The 20,827-nt window shown below is 34.9% G+C and carries 18 protein-coding genes; 16 read left to right on the top strand and 2 right to left on the bottom strand.

The annotated features are described in order from the left end of the window. Positions 1–67: 67 nt before the first annotated feature. Positions 68–748, top strand: coding sequence for a metal-dependent hydrolase (locus WAX74_RS06470; protein WP_336496843.1), 681 nt, complete (start codon positions 68–70; stop codon positions 746–748). 64 nt (positions 749–812) lie between these two features. Continuing rightward, positions 813–2,120 (top strand): DRTGG domain-containing protein, encoded by a 1,308-nt coding sequence (locus WAX74_RS06475; protein WP_336496844.1) that lies wholly within the window; start codon positions 813–815, stop codon positions 2,118–2,120. A 44-nt stretch (positions 2,121–2,164) separates the two neighbouring features. Here WAX74_RS06475 and WAX74_RS06480 read toward each other — a convergent pair whose 3' ends face one another. Further along, a complete protein-coding gene (locus WAX74_RS06480; RefSeq protein ID WP_336496845.1) occupies positions 2,165–2,473 on the bottom strand; it encodes a YtpI family protein in 309 nt (102 codons plus the stop codon). A 94-nt stretch (positions 2,474–2,567) separates the two neighbouring features. On the opposite strand from WAX74_RS06480, the gene WAX74_RS06485 reads away from it, so the two are divergent. From WAX74_RS06485 to WAX74_RS06520, 8 genes are all read left to right on the top strand, one after another. Beyond that, positions 2,568–3,497, top strand: coding sequence for a DHH family phosphoesterase (locus tag WAX74_RS06485; RefSeq protein ID WP_336496846.1), 930 nt, complete (start codon positions 2,568–2,570; stop codon positions 3,495–3,497). A gap of 15 nt (positions 3,498–3,512) precedes the next feature. Beyond that, complete coding sequence (gene dnaE, locus WAX74_RS06490; protein WP_336496847.1) at positions 3,513–6,581, top strand: DNA polymerase III subunit alpha; 3,069 nt, start codon at positions 3,513–3,515, stop codon at positions 6,579–6,581. Positions 6,582–6,944: 363 nt separating this feature from the next. Beyond that, positions 6,945–7,592 carry a FadR/GntR family transcriptional regulator gene (locus tag WAX74_RS06495; protein WP_336496848.1) on the top strand — a complete coding sequence of 216 codons (648 nt, stop codon included), beginning with the start codon at positions 6,945–6,947 and terminating at the stop codon, positions 7,590–7,592. Positions 7,593–7,638: 46 nt separating this feature from the next. Beyond that, positions 7,639–8,505, top strand: coding sequence for an acetyl-CoA carboxylase, carboxyltransferase subunit beta (gene accD / locus WAX74_RS06500; RefSeq protein ID WP_336496849.1), 867 nt, complete (start codon positions 7,639–7,641; stop codon positions 8,503–8,505). Further along, positions 8,499–9,452: an acetyl-CoA carboxylase carboxyltransferase subunit alpha gene (locus tag WAX74_RS06505; protein ID WP_336496850.1), complete on the top strand. Its 954-nt coding sequence runs from the start codon at positions 8,499–8,501 to the stop codon at positions 9,450–9,452. The genes accD and WAX74_RS06505 overlap by 7 nt, the downstream gene beginning before the upstream one ends. An 81-nt stretch (positions 9,453–9,533) precedes the next feature. Then, positions 9,534–10,493 (top strand): 6-phosphofructokinase, encoded by a 960-nt coding sequence (gene pfkA / locus WAX74_RS06510; protein WP_336496851.1) that lies wholly within the window; start codon positions 9,534–9,536, stop codon positions 10,491–10,493. Positions 10,494–10,525: 32 nt separating this feature from the next. Next, positions 10,526–12,286 carry a pyruvate kinase gene (gene pyk / locus WAX74_RS06515; RefSeq protein WP_336496852.1) on the top strand — a complete coding sequence of 587 codons (1,761 nt, stop codon included), beginning with the start codon at positions 10,526–10,528 and terminating at the stop codon, positions 12,284–12,286. 109 nt (positions 12,287–12,395) lie between these two features. Continuing rightward, complete coding sequence (locus WAX74_RS06520) at positions 12,396–12,788, top strand: FxsA family protein (protein WP_336496853.1); 393 nt, start codon at positions 12,396–12,398, stop codon at positions 12,786–12,788. On the opposite strand, the gene WAX74_RS06525 is transcribed toward WAX74_RS06520, so the two are convergent. After that, positions 12,772–13,734 (bottom strand): AI-2E family transporter, encoded by a 963-nt coding sequence (locus WAX74_RS06525; protein WP_336496854.1) that lies wholly within the window; start codon positions 13,732–13,734, stop codon positions 12,772–12,774. The genes WAX74_RS06520 and WAX74_RS06525 overlap by 17 nt on opposite strands. A 198-nt stretch (positions 13,735–13,932) precedes the next feature. Here WAX74_RS06525 and citZ point away from each other — a divergent pair, with 198 nt between their 5' ends. The 6 genes from citZ (at position 13,933) to pnpS (ending at position 20,820) form a co-directional block, all read left to right on the top strand. Beyond that, positions 13,933–15,048, top strand: coding sequence for a citrate synthase (citZ, locus tag WAX74_RS06530; protein ID WP_336496855.1), 1,116 nt, complete (start codon positions 13,933–13,935; stop codon positions 15,046–15,048). Positions 15,049–15,126: 78 nt separating this feature from the next. Further along, positions 15,127–16,392: an NADP-dependent isocitrate dehydrogenase gene (gene icd / locus WAX74_RS06535; RefSeq protein ID WP_336496856.1), complete on the top strand. Its 1,266-nt coding sequence runs from the start codon at positions 15,127–15,129 to the stop codon at positions 16,390–16,392. Positions 16,393–16,455: 63 nt separating this feature from the next. Beyond that, positions 16,456–17,394 carry a malate dehydrogenase gene (mdh, locus tag WAX74_RS06540; RefSeq protein WP_336496857.1) on the top strand — a complete coding sequence of 313 codons (939 nt, stop codon included), beginning with the start codon at positions 16,456–16,458 and terminating at the stop codon, positions 17,392–17,394. Positions 17,395–18,085: 691 nt separating this feature from the next. Beyond that, positions 18,086–18,532, top strand: a complete 447-nt coding sequence (locus tag WAX74_RS06545) for a MaoC/PaaZ C-terminal domain-containing protein (protein ID WP_336496858.1) — start codon at positions 18,086–18,088, stop codon at positions 18,530–18,532. Between the two features lie 39 nt (positions 18,533–18,571). Continuing rightward, positions 18,572–19,288, top strand: a complete 717-nt coding sequence (locus tag WAX74_RS06550; RefSeq protein WP_336496859.1) for a response regulator transcription factor — start codon at positions 18,572–18,574, stop codon at positions 19,286–19,288. After that, positions 19,285–20,820: a two-component system histidine kinase PnpS gene (gene pnpS, locus WAX74_RS06555; protein WP_336496860.1), complete on the top strand. Its 1,536-nt coding sequence runs from the start codon at positions 19,285–19,287 to the stop codon at positions 20,818–20,820. The genes WAX74_RS06550 and pnpS overlap by 4 nt, the downstream gene beginning before the upstream one ends. The last annotated feature ends 7 nt before the right edge of the window (positions 20,821–20,827 follow it).

A 20,827-nucleotide genomic window follows, 5' to 3' on the forward strand; every position in this document is an offset into this window, starting at 1 on the left:
AAGGAAATCTGGCATCTACGTTGAATGAAATACAGAGAGAAAAACTATCTAAAGGAGAGGATTACAAATGAAAATTAGTTATCATGGACATTCTGTAGTAAAAATTAGAACAAATACGCACACAATCTTAATCGATCCTTTTATAACTGGAAATGGCTTAACTGATTTAACTGCCTCTGAAGAAAAGCCTGATGTAATTTTATTGACACATGGACATAATGATCACGTCGGAGACACGATTGAAATAGCAAAGCAGTCCAATGCACTTGTTGTAGCACCTTTTGAACTTGCAGCTTATCTAGGTACGAAAGGTCTAAACACTCATGAAATGGGTTTAGGCGGGGCATATGAATTTGATTTTGGGCGAGTGAAGTTTACAAAAGCATTCCACAGTTCTTCTTTTAACTCATCTGAAGATGGAACAATTTATACTGGTATGCCAGCTGGAATATTATTTACCGCAGAAGGAAAGACCATTTATCATGCAGGAGACACAGCGCTATTTGGTGACATGCAATTAATTGGACAACGAAATAATATTGATGTTGCCTTTTTGCCAATCGGGGATAATTTCACTATGGGTCCTGAGGATGCAGCATATGCTACGGAGCTTTTAAAGCCAAAAGTAGTTGTCCCAATACATTACAATACATTCCCACCTATTAAACAAGATCCAAATCTATTTAAAGAATTAGTTTCATCTGCGGAAGTCCAAATACTACAAGCGGGTGAAATCGTACAACTGTAACGTAGCTAGAAAAAATAATTAATGTGGTACAATAAGCGTATAACAATCGTTTGGATGTGACTACATGACAACAAAACATGAGCAAATTTTAGCGTATATAGAAAAACTTCCTGTTGGGGATAAAATATCGGTAAGACAAATTGCGAAAGACTTAACGGTAAGTGAAGGAACAGCATACCGTGCGATAAAGGAAGCAGAAAATAGAAGACTAGTTAGTACGATTGAACGAGTTGGAACAATCCGAATTGAATTAAAGAAAAAAGAGCATTTTGAAAGATTAACTTATGCCGAAGTAGTAAATATTGTCGATGGACAGGTGTTGGGTGGTAAAGCGGGACTATACAAAACACTGAATAAGTTTGTTATAGGTGCTATGCAATTAGAAGACATGATGCGCTATGTAGAACCGAGCAACTTGTTAATTGTAGGAAATCGTCTTCAAGTACATGAATCTGGATTAAGAGCTGGAGCCGGAGTACTTGTCACCGGAGGATTTGATGTTTCTGAAAGAACAAAAAAACTAGCGGATGATTTAGAGTTGCCAGTAATTTCAACGAGTTATGATACTTTTACGGTTGCAACGATGATCAATCGGGCAATTGATGACCAATTGATTAAAAAAGATGTACTTTTAATTGAAGATATCTATGTTCCTTTAAAAGACACTTCGTTTCTTCGTACAAATGATTTAATAACCCGCTACCATGAATTAAACCAATTGACGACACATGGAGGATTTCCCGTAGTAGATAAATCTAACAAGCTTGTAGGAATTGTTACGGCAAGAGATGTAATTGGGAAAGATAGTCATGAATCAATCGAGAAAGTAATGACGAGAAATCCAATATCCATTACGCTCAAAACTAGTGTTGCTTCAGCAAGTCATCGAATGATTTGGGAAGGAATTGATTTGTTGCCTGTTGTGGGTGATAACAATTCTTTAAAAGGTGTTATTAGTAGACAGGATGTATTAAAAGCATTACAAGCTGCTTCACGACAACCACAAAATGGTGAAACAATAGACGATATTGTAAAGCAACAAATAAAACTAATTTCCGCTGAGGAATACATTTTTGAGTTTATCGTTACTCCTCAGATGACGAACCATTATGGTGCAATGTCTTATGGAGCCTTCTCCATTCTATTGACAGAAACAGGGGCTCAAACATTGAAAATTCGGAAACGTGGAGAAAGTGTTGTTGAAAATATGACCATTTACTATACGAAACCTATCCAGATAGAAAGTATTCTTCGAATACATGCAAGAGTATTAGAAATGAGCCGTAAAGTAGCAAAAATGGATATAGAAATATTTAATGAAAAACAGTTAGTCGGAAAAGCAATGGTAACTTATCAAATGCTAGAACGATGAAAAAATGATGCAGCTTTTAGCTGCATCATTTAATGTTGAATTTGCTATTTATTTAAATCTAATTCCTCTTTAACGAATTGTCCATAATGCTTGGATACTTTATAATTATGATACATAAAATATCCTCCTAAAAGGATAAATATAGCTGAAATAACATATGTAATAGATGATGGAAACACGATTAGAAAATTTAATCCAAAAAACAGTAAAAATGCTCCTAAACAAACAGATGCTTTCGCAGCATACCATTTTTTATGAATAGGTAAAGTGGTGCGGAATTGTTTCGTTTTAAAATAAAAATACCATACAAAAGAAACAACAATGGCTAGTATAAAGATAAAATTAAGTATCATAATGGACCTCCAATAAAAAGTTAAGCTTTCATTATTGTATAGGGAAATTTGTAAAAATGCGAATAGTTATTCTGATGAAGTGAGGGAATATGAAGTGAAAAGACAAATCATTGACACAATCGAACGATATGACAAAATAATAATACATCGACATGTACGTCCCGATCCGGATGCATACGGATCTCAAATAGGATTAAAAGAGCTCATTTCATTAAACTATCCGAACAAAAAAGTATTTGCTACTGGAATTCATGAAAACACTCTAGACTTTTTAGCCCGACCAGATAAAGTTTTAGATGAGGATTTCCAAGATGCACTTATTATCGTTACTGACACTGCAAATACGGAAAGAATAGATGATGATCGTTATAAGCAAGGTAGTTATTTGATTAAAATAGATCATCACCCAAATGATGATGCGTATGGAGATTTACTCTGGGTTAATACAAATGCAAGCTCGGTCAGTGAAATGATTTGTGAATTATTTGAAGAAGCGAAGGAATATAGAGGCTGGAAGTTAGATGCAAGTATTGCAAGATTATTATTTGCTGGAATTGTTGGAGATACAGGAAGGTTTATGTTTCAAAGTACAACACTACAAACAATGAAATATGCAGGAGAGCTAATTTCTCATGGCTTTGACCGCACTGAACTGTTCAATGGTATGTATGAGGTTGAACGTAATTTACTTCAGTTAAAGGGCTTTGTTTATGAAAACTTTAACATGGATGAAAATGGTGTTGGTTTTGTAAAATTAACAAGAGAGATTTTACAAAAGTACAAAGTTGCAGAATCTGAAGCTTCTTTATTGGTGAGTGCTTTAGCGGATGTAAAAGGAATGAGATGTTGGGTATTCTTTATCGAGGATGAGAAAGAAATCCGTGTTCGACTGCGCTCGAAAGGTCCGATTATTAATGAAATAGCCAAAAAATATGGTGGTGGTGGACACCCACTTGCTTCAGGTGCTTCCGTAAAGACGTGGGAAGAAGCGGATATCGTAATTGAGGATTTAAAAATGTTGTAAACTGAGGTGTCTTATATGGAAACAGTATATCCACAAATTGTAACATCAGCGGATATGCTGAAAAGTACAATACAATTGGATCAGTTAATTCAAAAGTTAAAAAAGAACAATGCGAAGGCAGCCGCCATTACAAATAGTAAATTGTATGGCATGTTGCCTTTTTGGCATGAATTAAATAAACAACAAATTCACCCGGTGATAGGACTGACGATCAAAGTACAATTAGAAACACAGGTCTGTTCTGTCATTTTATACGCAAAAAACAATAGGGGTTATGAAAATCTATTAAAGATTACAAGTGGCTTAGAAACAAGGGAACTTTCCGAACTTCCACTAAAATGGCTACTAGCATATAGAGAAGGAATTATTGCTGTCTATCACAGTGAACAATATTCTAAAGAAGCATTAGCTGAGTTAGCTGATATATTTCTACCTACTTTCCTATTCGTAGGTGTAGAGCGACCAAATGGAATAATCAAAGAAGACGAACCTGAAATAGTATCGATAGCAGATGAACTTTCTATTCCCATAACTACCTTTCATATGAGTCGCTATGTGGAAAAAGAGGGTGCATTTGCTTTTGAAGTATTAAATGCAATGGATCAATCACTCAAAATGGCTGATCTTCATCGTTTAAAACCTTCCAATAATTCATATCACATACTTTCAAGCGATGAGTGGCTCAGTTGGTTTTCAGATGTTCCACAATGGCTTGAAAATACAAAAAAGATGCTAGAAAGCTGCCACTTACAATTCGAACAGCCTACTCACCATATGCCGAACTTCCCTCTACCATCAAACGTATTGGCAAAAGACCATTTACGACAACTTTGCGAAGAGGGATTAGCAAAACGAGTAAAAAACGTTACGAATGAATATGTGGATCGTCTTCATTATGAACTTCAAGTTATTAGTCAAATGAAGTATGATGATTATTTTCTAATTGTGCAGGATTTTATGAAGTTTGCAAAACAGGCAGGAATATTAACAGGACCAGGACGGGGGTCTTCTGCAAGTTCTCTTGTAGCTTATTCTCTTTTTATTACGGATGTAGATCCAATTGAGAATGGTCTTTTATTTGAGAGGTTTTTAAATCCAGAACGAATCACTTTGCCTGATATCGATATTGATTTTGCAGATTCCAAAAGAATGGAAGTTATACAATACGTCGTTAAGAAGTATGGCAAACAGCATGTGTCGCAAATAATCACTTTCGGTACTCTTTCGACAAAAGCAGTGGCACGTGAGGTGGCAAGGGTATTCGGATTTGAATCCTCCACATTAGAAGCTATCTCTTCTTTTATTCCATCTAAACCTGGAATTTCTTTAAAAGAGGCATATGAGCAATCTCAAAAGTTGAGAGAGTTTATTCAAACGGAGGAAATCAGAAAAAAATGGTTTCAAGTTGCTTTAGCATTAGAAGGTTTACCTAGAAATGCGTCCACTCATGCAGCTGGTGTAGTGCTCTCACCGAGTCCACTTGTTGACGTAGTGCCGATACAGAGTGGTCATGATGAGATATATTTAACACAGTGGCCTATGAAAGAAGTAGAACAAGTTGGTTTATTAAAAATGGATTTTCTTGGGTTAAGAAATTTAACCATAATCGAGCGAATTCTTTTTTTAATTAATAAAAAGACAACAGCTCATGTCACATTAGAATCTATTCCGTTAAATGATAAACCTACCTTTCAAATGCTTCAAAATGGTGATACGACAGGTGTATTTCAACTTGAATCTGCAGGTATGCGAAACGCCATAAGGCAAATAAAACCATCCAGATTTGAGGATATCGTAGCAGTAAATGCTTTATTTAGACCAGGGCCAATGGATAGTATTCCATTATACGCAAAAAGAAAATTAGGACAACAAGCTGTCACTTATGAACATCCTGTGCTTGAACCAATTTTAAAAGAAACGTATGGCATCATTGTCTATCAAGAACAAATCATGCAAATCGCCTCCCAAATGGCGGGCTTTACATTTGGAGAAGCAGATTTGTTACGTCGAGCGGTTAGTAAAAAAAATCGTGATATTTTACAAAAAGAACGGGCTCATTTCGTTCAAAAAGCAATAGAACTTGGACATACACAAGAGGCTGCTTCCTCTGTATACGATTTAATCGTTCGTTTTGCTGATTACGGATTTCCAAAAAGTCATGCAGTAGCCTATAGTGTTATATCGTATCAAATGGCTTATTTAAAGACTCATTTCCCTGTACCTTTTTACTGTGCATTATTAAGTACTGCAGTGGGAAATCAAGAAAAAATAAATCAACTTTTAATGGAAATGAAACAAAAAAATATTAGCGTGTTACCTCCTTCTATTTATAAAAGCCAACTTTCTTTTTCAGTTGAAAGCAGCGGTGTCCGATTTGGTTTAAATGCTATAAAAGGGGTACCCCATACTTTTATAAGAAAATTAACACAGCAAAGAGCAAATAGGTCCTCAAGCTGGGAAGATATTTTCGATTTTGCAGCGGATCTTACAGCTGTTCATTTTACTCGAAAGAATGTAGAGCCACTTATTAAGGCTGGTGCTTTAGATGAATTGAAAGAAGAACGTTCTACGCTGCTTGCTACATTGGATGCTGCAGTAAAATATGCTGAACTTGTAAGTCCTACAGAAGAGAGTGATTTGTTTGACGGGGATGCATCTCATTTTGGAAAATCTAAATATGTACGAACGGAACCGTTACCTTTAATGATGAAGCTTCAATTTGAAAAAGATGTGTTAGGACAATATTTTTCTGAGCATCCAACTGTTTCAATTAAAAGAAATTATCCTGAACAAATCGTGAGTATATGGAACGCCAATCAAGTACAAAAAGAATGGAAAATAAAAATTATTGGACTTATTGAAGAAATAAAAAGAATTAGAACAAAAAAAGGTGAATCAATGGCATTTGTTACACTACAAGACGATACTGGAAGTATTTCGGTAACTCTTTTTCCCGAAGAATATGCGAAATATAACGCATTGTTAAAAGAAATGTCAATTATTGTCGTTGAAGGAAAAGCAGAACGAAGAAATGGTAAAACACAAATAATAGGAAAATCAATTTCAAATTACAATTCAGATTAAAGCTAAACTTAATAAATGGTATCTTGTAGAACAAGTTGTTAAATTGTATTTATAACTATTTGGTCTCGTTCATTAATTTGATTTCTCGTTATCAGTTTCCATCACCTCAAGATTTTTTTCTATAAAACCGTGGTATTTTTTGGATTGGAGAAGCGTTTGCTCGCCCGCGGAAAGCTTCGGAAAACCTATTCTATCCTATCTAAAAATAAAAAAATGTAGATAAACTCATTTTTTTCGAGTTTATCTACAGTCTGAACTGTACAAGCTATGTACAGTTTTTTCTTTACGTTTTACTAATAATTTTGTATGCTATTAGTTATGAGTGGTCAGACCACTTTGAAATAAATGGAAGAGTGAGGATGTATGATTCCAAAAAATAATTCCAGCAAAATGTTTTTAGAGATAGTAAAACAATTGAGAGACCTTATTAACGAGGAGAATGTAGCAGTTGGCGGTAAATTACCTTCCGAAAGAGAATTGGCTGAACGTTTGCAAGTTGGAAGGTCAACTGTAAGGGAAGCACTTAGAAGTTTAGAACTACTTGGGTTAATTGAAACAAGAAGAGGGGAAGGAACTTTTCTTTCTGATTATCGTAAACATCAACTAGTTGAATTATTATCTACGTTTATCTTACAAGAATCAAAATCTAAAGAAGATGTACACAAGACAAGAGAAACTTTAGAAAAAGAAGCAGTTCGAACCATTTGTGTTTCTGATACTTTATCTAAACATTCTATTTGGGACTCATTCCTAATTAAATTAAATACTGAAGAGGTTTTACGTGAGGATATCATTCGAGAAATAATTATTATTTCCGATAATCGCCTAACTTTAAAAATATGGTTTTTATTAAAACAATTTGCTGGAGAGCCATACAAGAAACTTATGTCTTTAGAGGAAAAGGACATCTGGATCCAGCTGTTAAATAGCTTTAAAAATGGAGATGAAGTTAGTACTATAAATTTATACATCCAATGGCTAGCTATCATCCAATCAGAACAAATTAGTTGATAGTCATCGATACCTTGCGCTTTTCTAAAGAATAGGGGAGAGAATAATGATACGAGATATTTTTAGAAAAAATCATAATAAGAAATATGCAACTATACCAGATCAAGCGAATAAAGAAGTTCCAGAAGGAATTATGATGAAATGTCCAGAATGTAGAAAAAATGTTTTTACAAAGGACTTGATGAAAAATTTAAAAGTATGTCCTTCTTGTGATCACCATATGAAAATGACTGCTTTTGAACGAGTAGAAATCTTTTTAGATGATAATTCATTTGAAAGCATGGATGATCATTTGCAATCAGAGAATCCGCTAAATTTTCCTAGCTATACCGAAAAAATAAAGTCTGATGCTAAAAAGACGGGTATAAATGAAGCTGTTTTAACAGGCGTTGGAGAGATAGAAGGACAAAAAATAGTTGTAGCTATGATGGATTCACATTTTAGAATGGGTTCTATGGGTTCTGTAGTGGGAGAAAAAATAACAAGAGCAATAGAAAAAGCTACCATGCTACAAGTACCTTTTATTATTTTCACGGCTAGTGGTGGAGCTAGAATGCAAGAAGGTGTTTTATCGTTGATGCAAATGGCGAAAACATCCGTTGCTCTAAGAAGACATAGCGAACATGGACTATTGTATATTTCGATATTGACGCATCCTACAACAGGAGGGGTCTCCGCTAGTTTCGCCTCTGTTGGAGATATAAATCTAGCAGAACCAAAAGCTTTAATTGGATTTGCAGGGCGCCGAGTTATTGAACAAACAGTTCGTGAAAAACTACCTGAGAATTTTCAAACGGCTGAATTTTTATTGGATCATGGCCAGCTAGATGCGGTCATTCACAGAAAAGATATGCGTTCAACTGTAGCTTCTCTAGTGAAAATGCATGTACAAAAGGAGGTTACATCATGGTAAAAGCATTACCATTTGAAGAGCCTATTGTTCAACTAAAATTAAAAATTGATGAATTAAAAGAGTATACCCAAAACACAGAAATAGATATGACTGAAGAGATAGAAAAACTTGAAGAGAGATTAGAAAAACTAGAACAAGATATTTATGAAAATATGCAGCCTTGGGACCGTGTTCAAGTTGCTCGCCATCCTAGCAGACCAACTACAAGAGATTATATTAAATCTATAATTACAGACTTTATAGAGCTCCATGGAGATCGACTATTTGGTGATGACGCTGCAATTATCGGTGGCATAGGGCAATTAGAAGGAAAATCTCTAACAATTATTGGTCATCAAAGAGGTCTTGATACGAAAGAAAACATTAAACGAAATTTCGGAATGCCACATCCTGAAGGCTATCGGAAAGCACTTCGCTTAATGAAACAAGCGGAAAAATTTAACCGCCCGATCGTCTGTTTTATAGATACCAAAGGAGCTTACCCTGGTAAAGCTGCGGAAGAAAGAGGGCAAAGTGAAGCTATTGCTAGAAACTTAGTAGAAATGGCTGGACTTAAAGTACCTGTAATTAGTGTAGTAATTGGAGAAGGTGGAAGTGGTGGGGCACTAGCACTTGGGGTTGCAAATCATATTCATATGCTAGAGAACTCTACATATTCTGTTATTTCACCGGAAGGAGCAGCCTCTATACTTTGGAAAGACGCGTCTCTTTCTAAACAAGCTGCTGAAGCAATGAAAATCACAGCACCAGATTTAAAAGAAATGAAGATCATTGATGAAGTTATCAAAGAGGTGCATGGTGGTGCACATCGTGATCCTGAAAAACAGGCTACTTATTTGAAGGAAGCATTGATTAAATCGCTACAACAATTAACTAAATTAACCGCAGAAGAGTTAGTTGAGGATAGATATAATAAATTTAAAAATATTGGAGTTTTTAGTGAGTAAAATGCGTCTTTTATGGCGCATTTTTTTTTATGCTAATTCGTGTTAAGCTAAGATTATTAAATACATAGTGGAGGGATCATTGTGAAGCGTATCGGCGTATTGACAAGTGGGGGAGATGCTCCAGGCATGAATGCTGCAATTCGTGCAGTAGTGAGAAAAGCAATATATGAAGGTTTAGAAGTAGTAGGTATTTTTCATGGTTATCAGGGGTTGATCGATGGAAAAATGGAACTTTTAGATTTAGGTTCAGTTGGTGATATTATTCAGCGAGGAGGAACCAAACTTTATTCTGCACGTTGTCCTGAATTTAGAACTGAAGAAGGTCAACTAAAAGCAATGGAACAATTGAAAGTAAATGGAATTGAAGGCTTAGTAGTTATTGGCGGAGATGGTTCATATAGAGGTTCCATGAATTTAACTAAAAATGGCTTTCCCTGTGTGGGAATTCCAGGAACTATTGACAATGATATACCAGGAACAGATTATACACTTGGATTTGATACAGCTTTAAATACAGTTATTGAGTGTATTGATAAAATTAGAGATACAGCAACATCGCATGACCGTACATTTATCGTTGAAGTCATGGGGAGAGATGCAGGAGATTTGGCTTTGTGGGCAGGTCTTGCTGGTGGTGCCGAAACAATTATTATTCCAGAAGTTGACTATAATATGGACGAAGTTGTAGAAAGATTGGAAAGTGGATCTGCTCGTGGTAAAAAGCATAGTATCATCATAGTTGCTGAAGGGGTAATGAGTGGTTCTGAATTTGCCACTCAATTAATGGAAAAAGCAAAAATTGAAACTCGTGTCTCCGTTTTAGGGCATATTCAACGTGGTGGTTCTCCTACTGGAAGAGATCGTGTATTGGCGAGTTTGTTTGGAGCGAAAGCGGTGGAAGTATTGCTGGCAGGCCAAGGAGGTCGTGCGGTTGGCATACAGAATCATCTAGTGGTAGACTATGATATGAATGAAGCTTTTGAGAAGAGTGAAGCTTTTGATTCATTAATGTATCAATTATCAAAGGAATTATCTATCTAAAGTATAATCTTCTTTAAAGAAAGGACTTGAATATGAGAAAAACTAAAATAGTTTGTACTATTGGACCAGCTAGTGAATCAGAAGAAATGTTAAAACAATTAATCGAAGCAGGTATGAATGTTGCTCGTCTAAATTTCTCGCATGGCAGCCATGAAGAGCATGCAGCTAGAATCCAAAAGATAAGAGAAGTTTCAATCAAAGCAGGTAAAATTGTTGGGATTTTACTTGATACAAAAGGACCTGAAATAAGAACACATAAAATGGAGAACGATGCCATAGATTTAGTTTCAGGTCAAACAATTGAGATTTCCATGACTGAAGTATTAGGAAACAAAGAACGTTTTTCGATTACATATGAAAAATTAATCGAGGATGTTCAAGTTGGCTCTATTATTTTACTCGATGACGGATTAATTGAATTAATCGTTACTAAAATAGAAGTGAATGAGGGGATTATTACTACATTTGTTCAAAATGCTGGAACCCTCAAAAATAACAAAGGTGTAAATGTTCCTGGAGTATCTGTACAATTGCCAGGAATTACAGAAAAAGATGCAAAAGACATCTTATTTGGAATCGAGCAAGGTGTCGATTTTATCGCGGCATCATTTGTTCGTCGTTCAAAAGATGTATTAGAAATAAGAGAGTTACTAGAGAAAAATAATGGTTCACATATTCAAATTATCCCTAAGATTGAAAATCAAGAAGGGGTAGACAATATTGATGAAATTATTCAAGTTGCAGATGGCTTAATGGTTGCAAGGGGCGATCTTGGAGTAGAAATTCCAGCAGAAGAGGTTCCTTTAGTTCAAAAGAGTCTTATTCAAAAATGTAATGATGCAGGTAAGCCAGTTATTACTGCTACTCAAATGTTAGATTCTATGCAACGTAATCCAAGACCTACTAGAGCAGAAGCAAGTGACGTAGCAAACGCTATATTAGATGGCACTGATGCGATTATGCTTTCGGGTGAAACAGCGGCAGGCTTATACCCAGTAGAATCGGTTCAAACAATGGATAAAATAGCTAAAAGAACAGAAAATGCAATTGACTATCGTTCTATTGTGACTAAACTAAGTAAGGGACGAGAAGTAAACTTAACGGATGCAATCGGACAAGCAGTTGCGCATACTGCTATTAACTTAAAAGTAAAGGCAGTTATTGCACCAACTGAAAGTGGACATACAGCTAAGATGATTTCAAAGTTTAGACCAGGTGTCCCTATTATTGCGGTAACTTCGTCTTCTTTGCCTTCTAGAAAGCTTACATTAGTTTGGGGCGTATATCCGATAGTTGGTAAAAAAGCATATTCAACTGATGAGGTATTAGAGGTTGCAGTGGAAGAAAGCATTCTCCATCACTATGTAACGCATGGTGACTTAGTAGTAATTACTGCTGGTGTTCCTGTGGGAGAAGCAGGAACAACTAACTTGATGAAAGTACATGTTATTGGAGACATGGTTGCCAAAGGACAGGGCATTGGCAAACTAACTGCTTATGGAAAAGCGGTTGTTGTTAACAACTCAAGAGAGTTATTAGGTCAAGACACTTCCAATAGTATTATAGTAACGATTGGTTCTGATCGTGAAATGATGCCTGCAATAGAAAAATGCAAAGGACTTATTACAGAAGAAGGTGGCTTAACTAGTCATGCAGCTGTAGTTGGTTTAAGCTTAGGAATTCCTGTAATAGTTGGAGTTAATAATGCAACAAAATTAATTAAAAATGGACAAGAGCTTACGATGGACGCTGAAAGTGGAGTTATTTATCACGGGAAAGCAAGTATCATTTAATATCAGATAGTTTAAGTGATAACATTGAAATTTAAATTAAGTCTTTGAATTATTAAAAATTGCCTCACCTGTATTGGTGGGGCAATCATTCTATACAGTAGGTGAATATATGAAATGGATTATTGGATTGCTCATTGTCATTCCAGCAATAGAATTATATATATTACTATTGTCTGGTAAATCAATTGGAGTAGGTTTTACAATTCTACTAATATTAGCTACAGGGATTGTTGGTGCTTTTTTAGCAAAAAGACAAGGGATTAAAGCATACCGTGAAGTATCAGATAGTATTAAAAATCGTCAGGCACCGGGAGAAGCTGCTATTAATGGGCTTTGTGTATTTGTTGGTTCTATTTTAGTGATCCTGCCTGGTTTTATTTCGGACATTCTTGGTTTTTTACTTTTAATCGGTCCAACAAGAAAATTATTTAAACCATTTATTTATAAATGGATTAGAAAAAAAATGAAAAACGGTCAAGTAATAGTTATGAAGTCCTCGTGAGACCACTCCATCTATTTGCAAGCAAATAAATAAAGGGACTAAATAAAATTCCGATAAACCCAAATATTAAAATGGCTGCCGCACTTAGAAAGAATACGTGGACAGCCTTTATTTGCATAGAGGAAGACCATAACATGGACTCTACAATATGCCTTGTTAACTGGACAAATAAATACAAAAGTAAAATAATGAGCCCAATCGTATGTTGTTCCAATAAGAAAAAGTAAATACTAAGAGGTATTAAAATTAAGCCAATACCTAAAAATGGAAGACTATCAACCAAAGAAACAAGAAAGGCATATTTAAATGGTTGTTGAAATCCTAATATAACAAAGCCAATTGATAAAAGGGAGAAAGTTAGCAAATACAGCTTAATCCCCACAGAAATAAAATTATTCATTACCCCTGAAATCTTCATTAATGCCTTTTCACATATTCCTCTAGCCTTTTTTGGAAAATAAACTAAAAACCAATGACGATCCTTCACAGATTCATGCAATGAAAAAAATAATGCGATACTAAAAAGAAACAGTTCAAAAAAATAAGAAGGCAAATGAGTGAAATAGATTAAGAGCTCATTCATAAATTTGTTTAACAAAGTTTGAAATTTTCCTTCAAACATTAGAAAGATCGGATGTTTTTGTATTTCCACAACTGGTAGTTTCACAATATACTCATGAATTAGTGGAATAAGATCAATGAGTGTTTGTACCAAATATAAAATTAACAATATACAGCCAGACAAAATTAATGCTTCTGTTAAAAATACGCTTAACATAATTGGAAGTTTAAACTTTTTGAAAAAGAAGTTAGTTATTGGAAATAAAAAATAACCAAATATAATTGCTATAGTTAGTGGATAAGCAACGAAAGAAATAAGTATAATTATTCCAATTGGAGCCCATTTTCCAAAAAAATCTTCCTTATTTATTTGCAAACCAATCATTTTCATCCAATCTTTTCAAATATTTAGTAGATAAGTAATTATTTTTTTGATTATTTTAAGCGTTTTCATTCACAAAATAGCTAAACTTGATTATAATGAATTAGTAAGTATTGATAAGATACATATTCTAATCAGATAAATTTTTGTCATTATTTTAGGTGATAATATATTTAATCTGAACAAGAGGGAGAGATTAATATGACAACTACTCGTGGATTAGAAGGAGTTGTAGCAACGCAGTCTGCCATCAGTTCTATTATTGATGACACACTAACATACGTTGGCTATGATATTGATGATTTAGCAGTTAATGCGAGCTTTGAAGAGGTAGTTTTCCTACTTTGGAATAAACGCCTTCCTAAAGCAAATGAATTAGAAGATTTAAAACAACAACTGGCTAATAATATGGCTGTTCCTCAAGAAGTACTTGACTATTTCAAAACTTTTCCAATATCAAAAGTTCACCCAATGACGGCTATTAGAACAGCCGTATCTATGCTAGCATTATATGATGATGCTGCTGAGGATATGTCCGAAGAGGCGAACTACCTAAAAGCAATTCAACTTCAAGCAAAACTTCCAACATTAGTTACAGCATTCTCTCGTGTACGCAAAGGACTTGATCCTATTGCTCCAAAAACAGACTTAGGTTATGCTGCAAACTTCTTGTACATGCTATCTGGAAACCTTCCAGACGATATCGAAGTGGAAGCATTCAATAAAGCATTAGTACTTCATGCTGATCATGAACTAAATGCATCTACATTTACAGCACGCGTATGTGTTGCAACACTTTCAGATATTTATTCAGGTGTGGTAGCAGCTATCGGAGCTTTAAAAGGACCATTACATGGTGGAGCAAACGAACAAGTTATGAAAATGTTAACAGAAATCGGTTCTGTTGATAATGTAGAAAAAGTTATTGGTACTAAACTAGACAACAAAGAAAAAATTATGGGATTTGGTCACCGTGTATATAGAAAAGGTGATCCACGTGCAAAACATTTACGTGAAATGTCTAAAAAATTAACTGCTCTTCGTGGAGAGTCAAAATGGTATGACATGTCTGTAAAAATTGAAGAAATCGTTACTGGCCAAAAGAATTTACCACCTAACGTAGATTTCTATTCAGCATCTGTATACCATTCTCTTAACATCGATCACGATTTGTTCACACCGATTTTTGCTGTATCTCGTGTATCTGGTTGGACTGCTCATATTTTAGAACAATATTCAGATAACCGCCTTATTCGCCCTCGTGCAGAATATGTTGGACCTGGAATGCAAAAATATATTCCAATAGATGAAAGATAATAAGAGACATGATAAAATTAGGGCTGAACACATTTGTGTTTATAGCCCTATGATTATGATAGTGGGAGGAAAATTTAAATGACAACAGGTAAAATTACAGTAGAAAACGGTGTACTTAACGTACCAAACACAGCAATTATCCCTTTTATTGAAGGTGACGGAACAGGTCCAGATATTTGGGCTGCAGCATCACGTGTTCTAGAATCGGCTGTTGAAAAAGCATACAATGGCGAGAAAAAAATTGAGTGGAAAGAGGTTCTTGCTGGTCAAAAAGCATTCGATCAAACTGGTGAATGGTTACCTCAAGAAACTTTAGATGTCATCAATGAGTATTTAATCGCTATCAAAGGACCACTTACTACACCAATAGGTGGTGGTATTCGTTCATTAAACGTAGCTTTACGTCAAGAACTAGATTTATATACTTGCCTTCGTCCTGTTCGTTATTTTACTGGAGTACCTTCTCCAGTTAAACGCCCTGAAGATACAGATATGGTAATCTTCCGTGAAAACACAGAAGATATTTATGCTGGTATCGAGTATGCAAAAGGAACTGAAAATGCAAAAAAACTAATTGACTTTTTGCAAACAGAATTTGGTGTTAAAAATATTCGTTTCCCTGAGACTTCAGGTATTGGAATCAAACCTATTTCTGAAGAAGGAACAAAACGTTTAGTTCGCTCTGCATTAAACTATATCATTAAAGAAGGTCGTACTTCTTTAACATTAGTGCACAAAGGGAACATTATGAAGTTCACAGAAGGTGCTTTTAAAAACTGGGGTTACGAAGTTGCTGAACAAGAATTCGGCGATAAAGTATTCACTTGGAATCAATACGATAAAATAAAAGAAGAGCAAGGGACAGAAGCTGCTGACAAAGCACAATCTGATGCACTTGCATCTGGTAAAATTTTAGTGAAGGATTCTATTGCGGATATCTTCTTACAACAGATTTTAACTCGTCCAAAAGAATTTGATGTAGTTGCAACAATGAACTTAAATGGTGATTATATTTCTGATGCGCTTGCTGCTCAAGTTGGTGGTATCGGTATCGCTCCAGGTGCTAATATTAACTATGTAACTGGACATGCTATTTTCGAAGCAACTCACGGAACTGCTCCTAAATATGCAGGTTTAGATAAAGTTAACCCATCATCTGTAATTCTTTCAGGTGTGTTAATGCTTGAACATTTAGGCTGGAATGAAGCTGCAAAACTAATCATGGATTCAATGGAAAATACAATTGCTTCTAAAGTAGTTACTTATGACTTTGCTCGTTTAATGGACGGAGCAACTGAAGTAAAATGTTCTGAATTCGCAGATGAACTCATCAAAAATATGTAAGACTGGGTCTACCAGGGAAGGAATTTACTTCCCTTTACATATGAATAAAAGGAGAGTTTTAAAATGACATTAAAACGAAATAAAATCTCAGTTATCGGTGGCGGCTTCACAGGTGCTACAACAGCCTTCTTACTTGCTCAAAAAGAACTCGGAGATATTGTTTTAGTTGACATTCCTCAAGCTGAAAACCCTACTAAAGGGAAAGCTCTAGATATGGCTGAAGCTGCTCCAGTTCAAGGTTTTGATGCTAAAATTATTGGTACTTCAAATTATGAAGATACTAAAGACTCTGACTTAGTAATTATTACAGCTGGTATTGCACGTAAACCAGGCATGAGTCGTGATGATTTAGTTCAAACAAACCAAAAGGTAATGAAAGCCGTAACAGGTGAGATTGTTAAATATTCTCCTAATACAACGATTATTGTACTAACAAACCCAGTAGATGCAATGACTTATACAGTATATAAAGAGTCAGGTCTTCCAAAAGAACGTGTAATTGGGCAATCTGGTGTACTAGATACAGCACGTTTCCGTACATTTGTAGCAGAAGAATTAAATCTTTCTGTTAAAGATGTAACAGGTTTCGTTCTTGGTGGACATGGCGATGATATGGTTCCTTTAGTAAGATATTCTTATGCTGGTGGCATTCCGTTAGAAACATTAATCGATGCTGCTCGTTTAGAAGAAATCGTTGATCGTACTCGTAAAGGTGGAGCTGAAATCGTAAATCTTCTTGGTAATGGTTCTGCTTACTACGCTCCAGCTGCTTCAATAGTAGAAATGGCTGAGGCAATTCTGAAAGACCAAAAACGTGTATTACCATCAATTGCTTATCTTGAAGGCGAATATGGTATGGACGGAATTTACCTAGGCGTACCAACTGTATTAGGTGCAGGTGGTATTGAAAAAATTATCGAACTAGAATTAACTGATGATGAAAAAGAATTATTAAATAAATCAGCTGAATCAGTTAAAGCTGTTATGAAAGTTTTAGCTTAATAGAGTTATAAAAAAAATCGAGTAGGGGAACCTACTCGATTTTTTTATGCGGTAAAAAATATTTGCATACCACTTTGATTCTCTTCGTTTTCGAAATTTACATAAATAGATGGTTTGATAATTGGTTATCATATTTGATAGGAAATTACTTATAAAAATTGTATCTTAGGTATTAAATGAACAAGGCAAATTTAATAGCCCTATAGAAGGTATTATTACAATAGTGGATGTTATGTTATTTGCAGATTTAAGAAGAAAAAATAATAAACACACACCTAATAGAATGAAAAATAGCGACCAAAATTGAATCTTTGGGAGCTTACAAAATAAATAGGACAGCATCTATTATCTCATTATTCAAACAAATATAAACAAGTTTCCAAAAGTTGCAGGAGGGCGACGGACAGACGATTGCCATCAAATTACCAAAAAGGAAGAGGAGTGACGTGACCACTGTCACGACCCCCCTCTCCTAAAAATCACTCGGTAATGTAATAGCGACAGTCCTGTCTACAGCACTCCGGAAACAATTGTAACTTGTCTAACTATTAAAAATAACGACGGTTTTCTTATTATTTTGTAAAGGATACCCTAGTTATCAGTTCCTTTACTTCTAATACATAGCGGCGCTTGCGCTTATCTTGTACTTATTGTTAAGATAGAGGTAGAATACGGAATGGGGGAAGATAGATTGTTGTTAGGGAAAACGCGCAAAATAGGTAGAAGAATAGAAGAAATCTCTATTGGTGACAAATTAACTATTACTGAAAAGATGGATGATAAAGATTTGCTTTTATATTTAGGGTTAACAAATGATAGCAATCCATTATATATACAGCATGATTTTGCATCTAAATCAGTGTATGAGAAACCAATTGTTCCGCCAATTATGTTAACAGGAGTAATTACTTCTGCAATTTCCAAATACTTACCTGGGCCAGGTTCTTATTTAAAAAGACAATCATTAAACTTTCCTACACCAACCTATCATTATTCTGTTATTGATTTTACTTTTGAAGTTAAAGAAATACATATGAATACAAACGAAATAGTAATTCAAGTAATTGCTCAAAATGAGGATGAACAAATAGTTGTGGAAGGGACTTTTCATGTTTCTCCACCACTCTTGGTCGATTGATTTGGAATGGGGGTTTCAAATCAACTTGGAGGCGAAAAAATGAAAAGAGTATTAGTTGTCGATGATGAAAGTTCAATCGTTACATTATTAAAATATAATCTTGAAGAAGCAGGTTTTGAAGTAATTACAGCGATGGATGGCAAAGAGGGCTTAAATCTTGCTATAAATGAAAATCCCGATGTTATTGTGTTAGACTGGATGCTACCATATATGGATGGTATGGAAATCTGTAAAGAACTTCGCATTAAAAAAATTCAAACACCTATTATCATGCTTACAGCAAAAGATGAAGAATTTGATAAAGTGCTTGGATTAGAATTAGGTGCCGACGACTATATGACGAAACCATTTAGTCCAAGAGAAGTAACGGCACGTGTAAAAGCTATGATTCGACGTTCCGGAATGGCTAGTGATGTAGTGAATACGGAGTCTAAACCTTCCGAGGAATCATATGTTTTTGGTCCATTACAAGTTTTTCCTGAAAGATTTGAGGTTTTATTAAGTAATGAACCAATTGAATTCACACCGAAGGAATTTGAGTTGCTTGTGTATTTAATTGAAAACAAAAATAGAGTCTTAACTCGTGATCAACTTTTAAGTGCAGTTTGGAATTATGATTTTGCAGGAGATACTCGTATTGTGGATGTTCATATTAGTCATTTAAGAGACAAAATTGAGGAAAATAGTAGAAAGCCAATTTATATTAAAACAATAAGAGGTCTTGGGTATAAATTTGAGGAGCCAAAGACTAAATGAAAACCTTTCAGTCACGAATTTTGCGAACTTATTCTATATTAATTGGGGTAATCTTAGCTGGACTAGGCATTGTACTTGGTCAGCTTTTTCCTATTTTCGTGGACCATTCTGCAAATAAGATGGTGGACTCAAGAGTTGAGTCTGTTTCAACTTATTTAGAAACAACAGAACTAACAAAAGAAGAACAAATGAAAATTAATCAGATGATTACTTCAGATTTCAAGGGGCATGAGAATTTAGTTGAGGATCATTCGCTTTGGCTATTTTTGTTCTTTACTTTACTTGCAGCGTTTCTACTTGCATTATTTCTTGGCGCAAGTATTTTTAAAAAATATGCGCAACCAATTGACCATTTGACAGAGACCGCAATGGAACTTGCTCGAGGTAACTATCGAATTAGAGCTTTCGAGGATGACTTTTCTGGTATGTCGAAATTAAGTAATTCTCTCAATATTCTCGCACGAAATCTACATGATATTTCAGTTATGCGGGAAACAGAGAAAGAACGATTAAAAACCTTAATTGAAAATATGGGCAGTGCATTAATTATGATTGATCGGAATGGATTAATTACTATAGTTAATCGCTCATTTTTACAACAATTACAAATATCGATAGAAAATGTAGATGGTAAACTTTTTCGTAAAATTGGCTTGCCTGAAAAAATAGAAGATTTTATAGACAAGCTATTTTTGACTGAGTCTTCGAGTCGTGAACAAATTCAAATCAAACGTGGTCTTCACACCTATTACATGGATGCGTATGGTGCTCCTGTAATAGGAGAACATGGTAGATGGCTTGGGATTGTCGTTGTTATGCATGACATTACAGAGCTTATTAAATTGGAACAAATACGCAAAGATTTTGTTGCCAATGTTTCACATGAATTAAAGACACCAGTTACATCTATCAAAGGATTCTCTGAGACTTTATTGTTTGGAGCATACAAAAATGAGGAAACATTACTTTCTTTTCTAGAAATTATTCATAAAGAAAGTAATCGACTACAAATGTTAATTAATGATTTATTGGATTTATCTAAAGTAGAGCAAGTTGGTTATGAAGTATCCTTAAAGAAAGTCAGACTAACTGATATTTTAGAGCGAGGTCTTGAAATGACCTCACATTTAGTAGAAGAAAAAAATATGGAAATTGAAACGACAGTAGATGATTCTGTCCATGTTTTAGGAGATATGAATCGTCTTATACAAATTATGATGAATTTACTTGCTAATGCGATTACTTATTCTCCAGAGAATACTACGGTTCATGTGAATATTTTCAAAAATGAGCAGTATGGGATCTTTCAAATACAAGATGAAGGAATAGGTATAAGCAAGTCAGAGATAAATAGAATCTTTGAACGTTTTTATCGAGTGGATCGTGCTCGAAGTAGAAATTCGGGTGGGACAGGTCTAGGACTAGCAATAGTTAAGCATCTCGTGGAAGCACATCATGGATTAATAAAAGTAGAGAGTGAAGTAGGAGAAGGTACAACCTTTACTGTATATATTCCTATTGCTAAAAGTTAACGGAGGT

Origin of the sequence: Psychrobacillus mangrovi (genome assembly GCF_037104765.1) — a bacterium.
Taxonomy (GTDB): Bacteria; Bacillota; Bacilli; order Bacillales_A; family Planococcaceae; genus Psychrobacillus; species Psychrobacillus mangrovi.